Below are 15,207 nucleotides of genomic sequence, written 5' to 3'. Positions count from 1 at the left end.
GGAATATATGAAGAAAATAGCTATTTTTGGAGGGAGTTTTAACCCGATACATAACGCGCATATAAAAATTGCTGAATATGCTATTAAGCATTTAAAATTAGATAAACTTATTTTTGTACCAACTTTTAAATCTCCAGATAAAGTAAAAGATAAAATTGCCGAACCACATCATAGAGTTAAAATGATCGAACTTGTTCTTTTACCAAAATCTGAAATTTCACTTTTTGAAATTAATCGTAAAGGAATAAGTTATACGATTGATACAATTAAATACTTTTCTGAAAAATTTAAAGATGCACAACTTTATTTTTTAATTGGTTCTGATAATTTAACAACACTTCATAAGTGAGAAGAAATTGAAACAATTAGTAAATTAGCTAAAATTGTTGTTTTTAAAAGAACAAAAAACTTTAGTAAAATCAATCTTAAAAAATTTAACGCTCAATTGTTAAATAATGATATTTTTGATGCTTCTTCAACCGAAATAAGAAAAGGAAATTTTAAAAATTTAAATCCTTTAGTTAATGAATATATTGGAAAAAATTGATTATATATAGAAGAAATATTGAAAAATACACTTGAAGCTAAAAGACATAAACATTCAGTAGCAACTGGTGAATTAGCAGCTGAATATGCTAAAAGTTTAAATTATGATTCAAAAATAGCTTGATTTGCAGGTTTGTGTCATGATATTACTAAAAATTGAACTATCGAAAAACATCGACAATTTTTAAATGAAAATAATATTAAAAATGAGCAAATTGAAGATTATAAATTACACCAACTAACTGGGAGTTTATGACTAAAAAATGTTTATAAATTACAAAATAAAGAAATAATAAATGCAATAAGTGTTCATACATCTTTATCTAAAAAAATGAATGTTTTAGATAAAATTGTTTTTATGGCTGATAAATTGTCTAAAGGAAGAAAATTTGAAGGTATTCAAAAAATAAGAAATTTAGCTTTTAATGATTTTGAAGCAGCTTTTTCATCTATCGTAGAAAAAACAAAAAATTTTAATTTAAATAAAACAACTGTTAGTGATGAACAATTAGAAATTTATAATATTCACATTAAATAATAAATTAAACTTTGGGAAATTATTTTTTAAGTTTAATTTATTTTTTTAATTTTTTATAATTTATAATTTAAAATTAACTATTATGAAAAAAGAAGTTGAAAGATTACAAAAAATAATTGCAAAATCAGGATTAGTTTCCAGACATAAAGCTGAAATTTTAATTAAAGAAAAAAAGGTAAAAGTTAATGGGAAAATTGCAGAATTAGGTTCAAAAGCATCTTTTGACGATGAAATAGAAGTAAACGGAAAAATCATTAAAAAAACAGAAAAAATTTATTTTTTAATGAATAAACCAGAAAAAGTTATTTGTAGTTTGCATGATCCTCAAAAAAGAAAAATTATTATTGATTTACTTAATGTAAATACAACTGTTTTTCCAATTGGAAGACTAGATTATAATACAACAGGAACAATTTTACTTACTAACGATGGCGAATTAACACAAAGACTTTTACATCCTAAATATAAAATAAAAAGAGTTTATAAAGTTAAAATCGATAAACCATTAACAAATGAACAATTGTTATTTTTAAATAGCGATAAAGTTATAATTAACCAAAAAAAATCTAAACAAATTGTTAAACAAGTCGCAAACAAATCTTATATTGTGGAGTTATACCAAGGATCTTATCATCACGTTAAAAAATTATTTGAAATTTTTGACTATACAGTAAAAACATTAAACAGAATAGAATTTGCCGGCATTTCTCATATTGGTTTAAAAAAAGGTGAATATAGAAAATTAAACATCAAAGAAATAAGGTATTTAAAAAAAATAGTAAATTTAATTTAAGGAGAGAAATGAATTTTAACGATCTAAATTTAAGTAATCAAATATTAAAATCACTAAAAAAGATTAATTTTAATAATCCAACTGAAATTCAAAATAAGGTAATTCCATTAGCAAAACAAGGATTTGATATAATTGGACAAGCACAAACAGGTACCGGAAAAACTGCGGCTTTTGCTATTCCTATTATCGAACAAACTGATTCACAACATAAAATAATTCAACATTTAATTTTAGCACCTACAAGAGAATTGGCAAGTCAAATTGCTGATCAATTCCAATTATTAATTCAAGATAATTTCGACATCAGAATCGGGGTTATAATTGGAGGTTTAAATTATGAAATGCAAAGAAAAGTTTTACAAAACAAACCACATATATTAATAGCCACACCTGGAAGACTTTTTGATTTATTAACAAAAAAAGAATTTGAAAAAAAAGTTGATTTATCAAAAATAAAAACTTTAACTCTTGATGAAGCTGATGAATTATTAAAAGTTGGATTTTATGAGCAAATTAAAGATCTACTCGATTTCTTACCTTTAAAAAGACAAAATTTCTTTTTTACAGCAACGTTTGATAAAAAAACTGAAAATTTAAGTAAACTAATTACTAAAAATGCAAAAAATGTTTTTGTTTCTGAAGGAAAAAAAACAACAAATTCAGTTGAACAAGAATTTGTTGTTTTAAAAGAAAAAAATAAATTTATTTCTTTAATAAAATTTTTAGAATTTTATCAGCCAAAATCAGTTGTTATATTTGGTAGAACCAAAAGAAGGGTAGATGAATTGACAGAAGCTTTAAAATCCCTTAAATTTAAAGCTTTAGGAATACAGGGTGATTTACCCCAAAAAGAAAGAAATAAAATAATTGATATTTTTAGAAAGAGAGAAATAAAAATTTTAGTTGCCACTGATGTGATGGCGCGTGGAATCGATGTTGAACACGTTGAATGAGTTATTAACTTTGATCTTCCACAAGAGATTGAATATTATACTCATAGAATTGGTAGAACCGGTAGAGCTGGAAAAACCGGGTATTCATTGAGTTTTGTAAAACCTGATGAAATTTTACATTTAGAAAAAATTGCTATTGATACTTGTTCTAATATTAAAGAAATTTTAGTTCCATCAGAAAAAGATTTAAAGCAAACATGAAATAATAAAATTTGAAAAAAATTCGAAAAGATTTTGGCTGAAAGTAATGAATTAATAAAAACACCAATTCGAGATGACTTGCTTGGAAAATTTAATAAATTAGAATTAGCAACATTATTAGCTGATTATATTTCTAAAACTAAAAAATTTGAAAAAAATATAAAATTAACTCCCGAACCAAGTGTTATTATTAAAATAAATAAAAATAATTTAAAAAATAATATAAATGATAGATTGAAAAATAAGAAGTCCAAAAATAAAAAAAATAAATTTTTGGATAAAAAAATAAATAAAAGTTTAAAAAAATCTAAAAATCGTTAATATTGCATAAGTACAATTGGCGATGAAGAGCTCGAAGAACGAGATGAAGATTTATTATCACTATCTCATTTATGGCTAGTATCTTTTGTTTTGTATTCGCCACTAGAACTTGTTAGTGTTTTATACGTAGCTGCCAATGATGATATTGCATTAATTGCCAGCGGAATTAACGGAATTAAAGCAGCTCATATTCCGGAACCGCCAATATTTTCAAGCTGTTCGTTATTAAGCTTTACTAGTTTATCTTTCAATATTACCTCCTTCCTCAAAACAATAGCCATATTTATTAAAAAAAGCAAAAAAAAATAAAAAAATAAGAAAAGAGAAAAAAATGGAACTTTTAACCAAGAAAGAAGCAAAAAATTTATTAAAAGATTCAAATTATTTTAATAAAAATATTTTGGATTTAAGCGAATTAAAAAATGTTACTAAGATTGATGATTTTGCTTTTGCAAATTGTAAATTTTTAATTTATAAATTGATTCTTCCAATTAATTTAAAAACTATTGGCATTGGTGCTTTTGCCTTTAATAAAATTTCCAGCATTGTTTTCAACAAAAATTTAGAATATATAGAAGAATCAGCTTTTGAAAATAATTTAATTGAAATTATAGAATTTAATGAAAAATTGAAAAAAATTGGTGATTTTGCTTTTTCTAAAAACAAAATTAAAAACATAGAATTTAAAAAAGAATTAAATATCTTATCAGAAGGAAGTTTTGCTGATAACGATATAGAATTTATTTCATTTCAAAATCCACAAACAAATATTGAAAATTTTCCTTTTTGAAATAATATAAATATAAAAACAATTTCTTTTTATAATTGCATAAATAAAATAACTTATTTAAATAAAAATAGTGAATATTTTAATTTGATTGAATTAAAAATTATTAATTCACTTGATGATTTTAATAATGTTGTTAAATTTAACCATTTTAATATTTTACAACTTCTAAAACATGAAGAATTAAGCCAAATAAAAAATATTTTATATTATGCTGATAAAAAAAATAACAATTCAAGCATAAATATTAATGTTAAATTTAGAGAATTAGATTTTAAAAATATATTTACAAATAACGAAATTAAAGAAATAAAAATTTAAAAAAAATAAAAATTAGTTGCTTTTTAAACAACTAATTTTTTTAATATTTTGATTTTTGATTAGACAAAATAAAGGTTGATAAATTATAATTTTAGGTTTATTCTTTCTTTTTCTTGATCAATAGATTCGATTTTAACATCAATAATTTGACCAACATAAAAATCATTATTATTTATTTTAGAAATATGCATAAAAGCATCATTTTTTAACCCTACATCAGCAAACAATCCAAAATCAGTTACATTAGTAATTATTGCTTTTAAATTTTGTTCTAAAGATAAATCATCGAATTTTAAATTTTTATTTCTTAAGATAGGATCATCAAATTGTTCTCTAAAATCTCTAAAAGGTTCGTTTATTGATTCTAAAATTAATTTAATATCATAATAATTAATTTTTAATTCTTTTTGAATATTTTCAATAATTGTTTCAGTGATTTCAGTTTTTTTAGTTCCAATTAATGATTTATCAAATTTTAAAAAATTTAATATTTTTTCTGCATTAGCATATGATTCGGGATGAATTTTAGTTTTATCAAAAATATTATCAGATTCATACACTCTTAAAAAACCTGCTGCTTGCTCATAAACTTTTTCTGTTAAATATGGTATTTTTAATAATTCATTTCTATTAGTTATCATTCCTTTAGTTTGAATGTATTTAATAACACTAGAAGCTATTTTTTTATTAAAGCCAGAAATATTATTTAAAAGTTCTATTGAGGCTGAATTTATATTTACACCCACTTTATTAACACAAGATTTAATTGTATAATCTAATTCTTGTTCTAATAGTTTTTTCTTAATATCATGTTGATATTGGCCGATTCCGATATTTTGTGGGTTTATTTTTATTAATTCAGCCATTGGATCGATCACTCTACGCGCTATATTAATTGCACTTCTTTTTTCTACTGTTAAATCACTAAATTCTTCTTGCGCTTTTTTAGATGCTGAATAAATTGAAGCGCCTACTTCAGATGTTCTTAAAAAATTAACATTCAAATTATTTTCAATTATTAATTTTTCTAAAAATTCAATACTTTCTCAAGAACCAGTTCCATTACCAATTGCTATTATTTCAATATTATATTTTTTAATTAAATCAAAAATAATTTTTTTAGCTTCATTAGTTTTATTTTGTGGCTTTAGAGGAAAAATTACTTTAATATCTAATAATTTATTGTTTTTATCCACAATTGCAAGTTTGCAACCTGAATTAAAACCTGGATCTCAACCCATTATTGTTTTATTTTTTAATGGTTTTTGTAATAAAAGATAACTTAAATTATTGCTAAATGTATTAACAGATTTTAAATGCGCTTTTTCTAATATTTCATTATATATTTGATTTTCTATACTTGGAAAAAGTAATCTTTTACAACCATCAATAACAGCTTTTTTAATTAGTTCATAACCTTCTCAAATATATGTTTTGGTATATTTATTAACAGCTTTTGATATTAAAAATTCTTTATCATATTCAAATTTTAAACTTATTATATTTTTATTATTAGCACGATCAAGTGCCATTACTTGATAATCTTGTAAAAAAACTAAAGGTTTAGAAAAATTATAATAAATTTTATATTTACTATCTTCATCTAAAGAATTTTCTTTTTTCTTTGTTGTTAATTTAGCTCATTTTTTAATATTTGTAATGAAATAAGTTCTTAAATCTTGATCTTGTGAAACAATTTCAGCTATAATGTCGCAAGAACCTTGTAAAACTTTTTCTTCATTATCAAAATTTTTATTTATATATTTTTTGGCTTTTTCTGATAATGAAACATCTTTTTTAAAACTTAAAATTTCTAATGCTAAAGGTTTAAGCCCCGAGTCTATAGCTAGTGATGCTTTTGTTTTTTTATTAGTTGCATAAGGTTTATAAATAGCTTCTAATTCAACTAGTTTTTTTGCATTATTAATTAAATTTGTTAAATCATCAGTTAATATTTCTTTTTCTTTTAAAGTTTGTAAAATAAATTCTTTTCTTTTTGCTAATTTAAGTTGATAATTATATTCATCACTAATTAATTTAATTGCGTTTTCATCTAAATTATTAGTAAAATCTTTTCGATATCTTGCAATAAAAGCAATGGTATTTTCTTCTTTTAAAAGTTGTAAAACTCTTTCAATATAGAGGTGTTCAGTTTTTAGTAAATTAGCTAAATAATTTAAAATTTCTTTATTCATTTATTTTCCTTTTTTCTAAAACAATTAAATTTTCAATATGATACGTCCTTGGAAACATGTTATAAATTTTTGCAAATGTTAATTTATAAGCTTGTTTAAAAAGATTAAAATCAGCTGCTTGGGTAAAAACATTGCATGATAGATAAATTATTTTTTTAAAATCATGTTTTAAAATTAAATTAACTATTTTTGAATTTAAGCCACTACGTGATGGATCGATTATTAATGTTCCAGATAATTTTTTTTCTTTATTATTTTTTAAATATTCTTTAACATCAGATAAAATAAATTTTACGTTTTTTATATTATTTAATTTTGCATTATATAAAGCATCTTTAAAAGAAAATTTATTATATTCTACAGAATAAACAAATTTAGCTTTTTTAGAAGCTAAAAGAGCAATAGTGCCAATTCCGGAATATAAATCATAAACTACATCTTCTTTATTTAAAAAATTTAAAATATCTTGATATGCTACTTGTGCCACTTCTTTGTTAATTTGATAAAATGAATTAATATTAACTCTGAATTTTAAATCTAATAAAGTATCAGTTGTATAAAGCTTATCATTTTCATTTCCAATTATTAGATCATCTAATTGTCTAAAAATAACTTTACCTTTCTTATCTGTGACAGGTTTTATATCACTTAAAAGAAAATCATCTAACTTTATCAATTCATTAGTTTTTGGTTTATGAAATTTTCCATCTAATAAAGTTATTTTGTTTCTATAGCGTAATATTTTTTCTCCTTGAAAATAGTCTAAATTTTCAAGATTAAAATTAGCATTTTGTTTAAATGCATTTAAAGTGTTAAATATTTTATATTCTTTTTCAGCTTCAATATTCATATGAAATAATTCATAACCACCAATATTTTGATAATTATCAGGTAAATCATAATTTCTCATTAATGATGGTTTTATAATTTTATCAACATTAGCAATAATATAATTTTTAAATTCTTTAATAATTTTAAATTCAACTTCTTCATTTAAAATTACAAATGGCATATAAACTATTTTATTATTTCATTTACATGCACCTTGTCCTTTTTGATTATAAAATTCAATTTTACAAACAAACATAGTTTTCCTTTATTAAAAAAAATGAATTTAAAATAAATTTATGCTTTAAATTCATTGTTTATTATTTCGTTTAAAATTTGAATATTTTTTTTGTTTTTGCTTGAAACAAAAATATATTGATATTTTTTTTCTTTTTCTAATAGAGTTTTAATTTTTGCTAATTGTGATTGATTTAATTTATCAATTTTAGTACCCACTAAAATAACTTTTCGATTTAACTCACTTAAAAATTTCAACGTATTAAGATCGATATTTTGCAAACCAATTCTTGTATCAAATAATAAAAAAACTGTCTTTAATTGGCTTCTATCTTTAAAATAATCGTAAAGCATTTGTAACATTATTTCATTATCTTTTTTTGACATTTTTGCATAACCATAACCTGGAAGATCTACAATAATATTTTTATCATTATTTTCAAAAAAATTAATTAATTTAGTTTTACCGGGCACACTTGAAATTTTGGCAATATTTTGATTAGCTAAAGCATTTAACAGTGAAGATTTTCCAACGTTAGAACGACCTATAAAACAAATTTCATAATTTGAATGATTATATCAATTTGATTTATTAGAAGAAGATATTATAAATTTTCACATTTTAAATTATTTCTTTTTTTGAATTAAGTTTTTTTATATATTCTTTGAGTGTGAAAATTTCTTGATTTTGTGCTTCAATTTTTGAAAGATTTTTTTTATTTTCTTCTTTTAATGTTTCATTTAAATTATTTGTATTTTTTAATTCTTCCAAAAGATTATTAATTCAAACAATTGAATTATCAAAAAATAAATCTACTTGTTCGGGATCGTAACCATTTATTGATACATCAAATTTTTTATCCAAAATTTCTTTAATATATTTTTCGTATTTAATTTCTTTTTTATTTTGCATATTTAATCCTTTAAAAAATATAATATTATTCCATTTGCTATTGCTATATTTAATGATTCAAAATTTATTTTAATATAAATATTTTGGTCAATGTATTGAGAAATTTGAGGCGATATTCCATGTCCTTCATTACCAAAAATAATAGCTACATTTTTACTTTTTTCCAATTTAAAATTTTGAATTTCAATTGCTTTTTTTGTTAAATCAGTACCTAGTATTAAAAAATTTTCTTTAATTTGCTTTAAAAATTCAGCTAAATTATTTACATTAATAATATTTAATTTAAAAAGCGCTCCTTTTGAACTTCTAATAACTTTTTCATTATAAATATCAACACCTTCAACAATTAAACTATCAAAATTAAATGCTATTGAGTTTCTAATTATGGCACCTAAATTTCCTGGATCTTGAATATTGTCTAAAATAACTATTTTTTTCATTTTACCAAATGAAAAATTTTTCTTTTTGCATAATGCAATATATTTATTATCTTTGCTATGCAAAGAAGATAATTTATTAATAATATTTTGCGAAACATAAATTACTTCAACAAAATTATTTTTATAATTTAAATCACTTGTATAAATTTTTAAAATAAGATTTTCATTAAGAGCTTCATTTATAATTTTTTGTCCCTCAATTAAAAAAGTATTTGTTAAATCTCTATATTTTTTTATTTTCAATTTTGACAATTCAATTATTTTATTATTTTTAATTGAATTAATCATTTTTTAAAATAAAATCCTTGCCTTTTTGGCTTTCGTATAAAGATAGATTTTTAAATTTTAATTGTCTCATAACTTCGTAAGCTAAAAGAAAAACGGAATTAGCTAAATTAATCGATCTAGCTTCTTCTACCATTGGAATTCTTAAGCAATTTTCAATGTTATTTTGCAAAATTTCTTTAGGTATGCCTGTAGATTCAGCTCCAAACATTAAAAATATTTCTTTTTTTTCAAAATCTTCTTTTTTAAAATTTACATCTGAATATGATTTAAACCCATATCTAGTGATATAAAAAATATTTTTATTACCATAAAGTTTCTTAAATTCATCGTAATTTGCATGAATTTCATGTCTAATGTCACTTAATCTTTTTCCTGCTGCTGGTCTTTTTAAATATTTCGGTTCCAAATCAAAAGCAATTGGTTTAATAATATGTAATTTTGCTCCTACAGCAAAACATGTGCGAATTATATTTCCAGTATTTGGTGATATTTCTGGTTGATATAAAACAATATTCAACATTGTATTTTTTAAATATAGTAAAAAAATAAAGTATCAACTTTATTTTTTTTATTTATACTTATCTGGATGTTTTTCTTTCATTAATTTTATAAAATCTTTTTTTGGTAAATTACCATATTTTTGCATTAATTCAACACATTCATTATATTCATTAATCGCTCATTCAGTATTTCCAAAACCTTCGATTGAAGTTATATTTGGTCTTTTTCAATTTTTATAATTAGAAAAGAAAATTTCAATTTCTCTTAATCATCATTTTGGTAAATCTTCTAATTTATTAATATTATCTAAACGATAATCATCTTCATGAACAGCAATTAATTTTGTATCAGTTTCACCATCATCAATCATTTTCATAGCACCAATTATTCTTGCATTAAGCGCTGAACCTGTTAAAAATTCTTCATTAGAATAAACAAGAACATCTAATTCATCACCATCTCAATCTAATGCTTCTCTTAATGATCCATAATTTGCCGGATATCTAAAACCATCTCTTAAAATTCTATCTACAACAATTTGATTTCTTTCACGATCATATTCGTATTTTATATTTGAGTTTTTTGGTATCTCAATATTAACAGTAACTATTTTTTTCATAATATTTATTTTATCATTTAGTTATTAAAAAAATAATTTAAATATTTTAGTAATTAACTTTTTATATAGTGAAAATTATCAAATTTAAAGTTTTTTACTTTAGAGCTTGGATTGTTTTTATTAAAGTCGTTGAAAAATTGAAAATAATTAGCTAAATTTAATTCATCAACAACATAAGTTATGTAAAATATTTCATTATTTTTTTCTCGGTATTTTACATCATAAAATAAATTAACAACGTTATGGTTTGATTGGATTAAGTGAATTGCAACATTTACAAATTCATCAGCTTTTAAATTTAAATTTTCAAGATAAAACTTATAATCAGTAATAAATTGTTTTTCATCTAATATATTAAGTTTTTTTAATTTAACATTTTTCATTTTTTCCTCTTTCGATTTTTGATTTTTATATGTTAATTTTATATTAAAAACGATTTTTTTTAAATTTTTTAAATACATTTTTTTAAAAAAGATATATCAAGTTATTTAATTTTAGATAATTTATTTTTTTTAAAATTAAATTATGAAAAAATATAATAGATTTAAAAATAATATTTTAAAAAATAAAAGAAAATTTTTTGTTTACATTTTATTGTTTTTTTGCTTAATATTTTTTGTTTCGTGTAAAAATTATTCAAAATGACAGGAAGAAAAATTTGTTTTTAATGAAAATAAATTATCTTATAAAGAAGATGTAAAAAATGCTAAAATGTTAGCTCCGTTTATAAAAAAAGAAAATAATTCTAATGTTGTTTATCAAGTATTAGTATATTCTTTTGCTGATGGTAATAATGATGGTATTGGTGATTTTATTGGTTTAAAAGAAAAAATTAATTATTTTGTTGATTTAAAAATAGATCAAATTTATTTATCACCAATTCATCCTTCTAGTTCATATCATGGTTATGATGTAATAAATTATACAGAAGTAGCTAAAGAACTAGGGGGAAAAGAAGCCTTTTTAGATTTTTTAAAAACAGCTCATGAAAATGGAATTAAAGTTTATATGGATATGGTTTTTAATCATACATCTTTTGAACATCCATGATTTCAACAAGCATTAAAAGGTGAAGAAAAATATAAAAATTTTTATCATTTTTATGATAACAAAGTTAATGATTCTAATCAAGATACAAGAGAATTAAGAGATATTTTTATAAATTTAAAAGATAAAAACCCAACTAATCATTTTTATACATCAAAATTTTGAGCTGGTATGCCTGATTTAAATTTAGATAATTCTGAAGTAATTGAAGAATTAAAAGCAATTCAAAAATATTGAACAAAACTAGGGGTAGATGGCTTTAGATATGATGCTTTTGATGAATTTTTCTCTTCTTATGGTGAAAGTCAAAATAATTTTACAACAAGCAAAATATTTTATGAATTAAGAAAAGCTTCAAATGAAGGTTTGAAAGAAACTAATCAAAATGATAAAGAAATATTTATGATGGGTGAATGATGAAAAAATCCATTAGAAGCTAAAAAATATTTTACTTATCAAAATAATAAAGCGCTAGATACAGTATATGATAGCACTCATTGAAAAAATAATTGATTTATTAATAAAAATATTAATGAAATTCAAAATTTTTTAAAAGAATATAAACCAAATGAGTGAGTACCATTTTTATCTAATCATGATAATGATAGATGAATAAATTCTTATAGAACAAATGTCTCAAAATTATTTGTTAATGATTTAGATAAACCATTAACAAATGATGAAAAAGAAGCAATTAAATCTGCTTATTTTGCTTTATTAATCCATCCTGCTAAACCAATAATTTATCATGGAGATGAATTAGGTATGCATGCTAATAAAAAATTTGGTGATCCTGGTTTAAGAGAACCATTTAAATGAAAAAATAGTAAATATAATGTTTCTTTTTCAGAAGCAAAAAGTAATGATAAAATTTTTTTAAATTTTTCTAATGATATTGAAAATGTTGAAAACCAAATTAATAATAAAGATTCGATATATAATACAATTAAATTTTTAAATGAATTTAGAGGTAAAAATCCATTTTTATTTTCAAGTGATAATAAAACTATAAGCAATGCTAACGAATATATTGATAATAAAAACATAGCTGTAACTTTTATTAGAAATGATTTAAAAAATGAAAAAAAATTTTTATTTTTATATACAAATGGAAAAATAAAAAATGATGAATTAATTTTAAAAAAACAATATAAAAATGTTGTTTTTAATTACAAAGTTAAAATTGAAAATAACAAAATTTTTATAAAACATGGTTCTTTATTAATTTTAGAAATTTAAATTTTAAACCTATTATTTTTAAATATAAAAATTTATTTATCAAAAAAAAATCTTGAAATAGTTAATACATTTTTATTTCGAGATTTTTTTTATTTATTAATGGCAATTTATAAACTTGGGGATGTAGCTGAAATAATCAGCGGAAAGGGCATTAATAATAAAAAAAATAATAAGAAACTTAATAATTATGAAAATAAAAAAGGAAAAATAAATTGATTATTAGTTAGAAATTTTAAAGATAATAAAATTGATGGAAATTTTGAAAAATACGATGAATCAATTTTAGAAAATAATTTAATAAAACTAGAAAAAAATGAATTAGTTTATAGCATGTATGCAACTCCAGCTCTTTCAGCTATTAATGAAAATTATGAAAATCTATACATAAATCAATCTTTTTGCAAAATTATTCCCAACAACAAAATATTAGATATAAAATATTTGAATTTTTACTTTCATAAAAATAGAAATAATTTTGTAAAATTAGCTTCTGGTACAACTCAAAAAAATTTGAATACAATAATAATAAAAAATTTTATTATTGATGTACCTTCATTAGAAATTCAAAAATCAATAATAGATATTATCGAAACACATGAAGAATTATTTTTAAAACATAACAAACTTGTTAGAATAAATAATTTAGAAAATACAAAAAAAGATATTCAAAATTTAATAGATATTATAGAGCCGATTGAAAAAATAAAAAATAATTTAATAAAAATTATTGAAAAACAAAACTTATTCAATCTAAAAATAATAAAATTAATAAATCTTTTTTTGTTAAACACAAAAAAATATAAATTAAAAGATATATTTGAAATAAAAAGAGGTAATGTAATAAATGGTAAATATTTAAGATTAAATAGTGGAATTTACCCTGTTATTTCTTCTAATACAAAAAATAATGGAATTTTTGGTTATATAAATTCATATATGTATGATGGGGAATACATTACAATGAATACTGATGGATATGCTGGAACATTTTTTTTACAAAATGGTAAATTTTCTATTACTAATGTTTGCATAATATTAATTCCAAAAATAAAAAATATTTTTTTAATCAAATATATTTTTTATTTATTAAAAAATAAAGAAAAAGATATAAAATCTAAAAATATAGTAGGAACTTCAAGGCCGGCAATTAGAAATTATTCTGTTGAAGAAATTCTTATCGAAATTCCATCTTTAGAAATTCAAAACTTTATCATAGGAATGTCTAATGAAATAAAAAAAATGAATTTTTTGGTAGAAAATCTTGAAGAAAAAATATTAAAATTAATGATTTAAAAATTTAATTTTAAAAAACAATATTTTTAAAAGTGAAACATTTACTTTTGAAAATATTGTTTTTTAGTTTAAAATTTTATTTTTTAACAAATTTTTTATGTTTTTTAATTAATTAGTATTTTTATTAATACAAAAGATAAGTTTTTTATTTTATTTAACAAAATATTTATAAAATAAAACATCTCATAAAAAAAATTAGAATTTAAAAACATTTTTTTCATTTTCAACATTTTAAATGAATTTAAATTAATGCCCTCCATTGTTGTGCCTGTTTTTAATTTCTTTTTTGAATTTATAAAATCTTCACTTAAAAAATAAGCGATCAAATCATCATTTTTTTGATTTTTTTCTTGTAAATTAAAAAAACCAGTAGAAAAAACTTTATCTTTTTCATTTTTTGTTAAAAATATTTTATTTTCACCAAATAATTTAGAAAATATAATTGAATTTTCTAAAGTTGTAAGATTCGCTCTTGACGGTTTTGAGTTTACATCATTAATTTTTAATAGTGATTCTTCTTCCAAAAACAATTCATGAACTATTGATGTTGGAACGTATTTTTTTTGATTATTATATTTCTTATTATTTAAAATGACAATTTTACTCAAGAATATTTCTTCATTTTTACTTTGTTTATAAAGCAATTTTAAAAATTTTTTTATTTTATTAAATAAAACTTTTAATTTATCAATTAATTTGTTTAACGGATCTATAATATCTATTATTGATTTTTGAGTTTCTAATGGTGGGATTTTTAATTTTAAATTTGATAAATTACTTTTAGAAATTCCATTTCTTGTAGAAGCTCCTTCCCCAATTTTTTTAACTAAATTTTCATTTTGTTTTAAATTGAAAAAAAGATATTTTTCTAAAATTAGTTTATTTTTTATTTTCAAATAAAAAGCGTGACTTGTTATAGAAAAAGGTTTTTTTTGATAAAAAATTGTACCTGCATATGCTCCATCCTTTGAAATTGTTATTCCTTTTTGGAACATAAAAGAATTTAAATAACCATATATACCATTTTCTGATGTTTTTGAAGAAATAACTGGATAAATTCCCTTGTTTTTATCGATATAATTTTTAGTTAAATCGCTACTTCCACAAAATAATTCTACCAATTCCCCAAGTTTATAAATTGCCATTA

General features: G+C 20.9%; 16 protein-coding genes. 6 read left to right on the top strand and 10 right to left on the bottom strand.

What is annotated here, in order from left to right:
* Positions 1 to 7 precede the first annotated feature (7 nt).
* The 3 genes from T403_RS0102035 (at position 8) to T403_RS0102025 (ending at position 3,352) form a co-directional block, all read left to right on the top strand.
* Positions 8 to 1,084 (top strand): nicotinate-nucleotide adenylyltransferase, encoded by a 1,077-nt coding sequence (locus T403_RS0102035; protein WP_033161161.1) that lies wholly within the window; start codon positions 8 to 10, stop codon positions 1,082 to 1,084.
* Positions 1,085 to 1,166: 82 nt separating this feature from the next.
* The gene (locus T403_RS0102030; protein ID WP_033161160.1) at positions 1,167 to 1,877 is read left to right on the top strand and encodes a pseudouridine synthase; all 711 of its coding nucleotides are present in this window, start codon (positions 1,167 to 1,169) and stop codon (positions 1,875 to 1,877) included.
* An 8-nt stretch (positions 1,878 to 1,885) separates the two neighbouring features.
* Positions 1,886 to 3,352: a DEAD/DEAH box helicase gene (locus T403_RS0102025; RefSeq protein WP_051619074.1), complete on the top strand. Its 1,467-nt coding sequence runs from the start codon at positions 1,886 to 1,888 to the stop codon at positions 3,350 to 3,352.
* Here T403_RS0102025 and T403_RS0102020 read toward each other — a convergent pair.
* Positions 3,349 to 3,603 carry a hypothetical protein gene (locus T403_RS0102020; RefSeq protein WP_033161159.1) on the bottom strand — a complete coding sequence of 85 codons (255 nt, stop codon included), beginning with the start codon at positions 3,601 to 3,603 and terminating at the stop codon, positions 3,349 to 3,351. The genes T403_RS0102025 and T403_RS0102020 overlap by 4 nt on opposite strands.
* Before the next feature lie 80 nt (positions 3,604 to 3,683).
* Here T403_RS0102020 and T403_RS0102015 point away from each other — a divergent pair, with 80 nt between their 5' ends.
* Entirely contained in the window at positions 3,684 to 4,460 is a 777-nt protein-coding gene (locus tag T403_RS0102015) for a leucine-rich repeat domain-containing protein (protein ID WP_033161158.1), read from the top strand.
* An 83-nt stretch (positions 4,461 to 4,543) separates the two neighbouring features.
* Here T403_RS0102015 and T403_RS0102010 read toward each other — a convergent pair whose 3' ends face one another.
* From T403_RS0102010 to T403_RS0101975, 8 genes are read right to left on the bottom strand one after another with little or no spacing between them, the layout of a single operon-like run.
* Positions 4,544 to 6,655, bottom strand: a complete 2,112-nt coding sequence (locus tag T403_RS0102010) for a Tex-like N-terminal domain-containing protein (RefSeq protein ID WP_033161157.1) — start codon at positions 6,653 to 6,655, stop codon at positions 4,544 to 4,546.
* The gene (locus T403_RS0102005) at positions 6,648 to 7,742 is read right to left on the bottom strand and encodes a class I SAM-dependent RNA methyltransferase (protein ID WP_033161156.1); all 1,095 of its coding nucleotides are present in this window, start codon (positions 7,740 to 7,742) and stop codon (positions 6,648 to 6,650) included. The genes T403_RS0102010 and T403_RS0102005 overlap by 8 nt, the downstream gene beginning before the upstream one ends.
* A gap of 38 nt (positions 7,743 to 7,780) precedes the next feature.
* A complete protein-coding gene (gene yihA, locus T403_RS0102000) occupies positions 7,781 to 8,341 on the bottom strand; it encodes a ribosome biogenesis GTP-binding protein YihA/YsxC (protein WP_033161155.1) in 561 nt (186 codons plus the stop codon).
* 1 nt (position 8,342) lies between these two features.
* The gene (locus T403_RS0101995; RefSeq protein ID WP_033161154.1) at positions 8,343 to 8,633 is read right to left on the bottom strand and encodes a DivIVA domain-containing protein; all 291 of its coding nucleotides are present in this window, start codon (positions 8,631 to 8,633) and stop codon (positions 8,343 to 8,345) included.
* Between the two features lie 2 nt (positions 8,634 to 8,635).
* Positions 8,636 to 9,361 (bottom strand): TrmH family RNA methyltransferase, encoded by a 726-nt coding sequence (locus T403_RS0101990; RefSeq protein ID WP_033161153.1) that lies wholly within the window; start codon positions 9,359 to 9,361, stop codon positions 8,636 to 8,638.
* Positions 9,354 to 9,881, bottom strand: a complete 528-nt coding sequence (locus T403_RS0101985) for a tRNA (cytidine(34)-2'-O)-methyltransferase (RefSeq protein ID WP_033161152.1) — start codon at positions 9,879 to 9,881, stop codon at positions 9,354 to 9,356. The genes T403_RS0101990 and T403_RS0101985 overlap by 8 nt, the downstream gene beginning before the upstream one ends.
* Positions 9,882 to 9,929: 48 nt before the next feature.
* Positions 9,930 to 10,481: an inorganic diphosphatase gene (locus tag T403_RS0101980; protein WP_033161151.1), complete on the bottom strand. Its 552-nt coding sequence runs from the start codon at positions 10,479 to 10,481 to the stop codon at positions 9,930 to 9,932.
* Between the two features lie 53 nt (positions 10,482 to 10,534).
* Positions 10,535 to 10,864: a hypothetical protein gene (locus T403_RS0101975; protein WP_156933539.1), complete on the bottom strand. Its 330-nt coding sequence runs from the start codon at positions 10,862 to 10,864 to the stop codon at positions 10,535 to 10,537.
* 142 nt (positions 10,865 to 11,006) lie between these two features.
* On the opposite strand from T403_RS0101975, the gene T403_RS0101970 reads away from it, so the two are divergent.
* Positions 11,007 to 12,767: an alpha-amylase family glycosyl hydrolase gene (locus T403_RS0101970; RefSeq protein WP_051619072.1), complete on the top strand. Its 1,761-nt coding sequence runs from the start codon at positions 11,007 to 11,009 to the stop codon at positions 12,765 to 12,767.
* A gap of 99 nt (positions 12,768 to 12,866) precedes the next feature.
* Positions 12,867 to 14,060 (top strand): restriction endonuclease subunit S, encoded by a 1,194-nt coding sequence (locus tag T403_RS0101965; RefSeq protein WP_033161149.1) that lies wholly within the window; start codon positions 12,867 to 12,869, stop codon positions 14,058 to 14,060.
* A 104-nt stretch (positions 14,061 to 14,164) separates the two neighbouring features.
* Here the strand turns inward: T403_RS0101965 and T403_RS0101960 are convergent.
* On the bottom strand, positions 14,165 to 15,207 hold a 1,043-nt coding region (locus tag T403_RS0101960), incomplete at its 5' end, for a restriction endonuclease subunit S (RefSeq protein WP_033161148.1).

Source organism: Mycoplasma collis ATCC 35278, assembly GCF_000701825.1.
Taxonomy (GTDB): Bacteria; Bacillota_I; Bacilli_A; order Mycoplasmatales; family Metamycoplasmataceae; genus Mesomycoplasma_A; species Mesomycoplasma_A collis.
The sequence above is the reverse complement of the archived record's forward strand: the minus strand, read 5'-3'. Positions and strand labels throughout refer to the sequence as shown.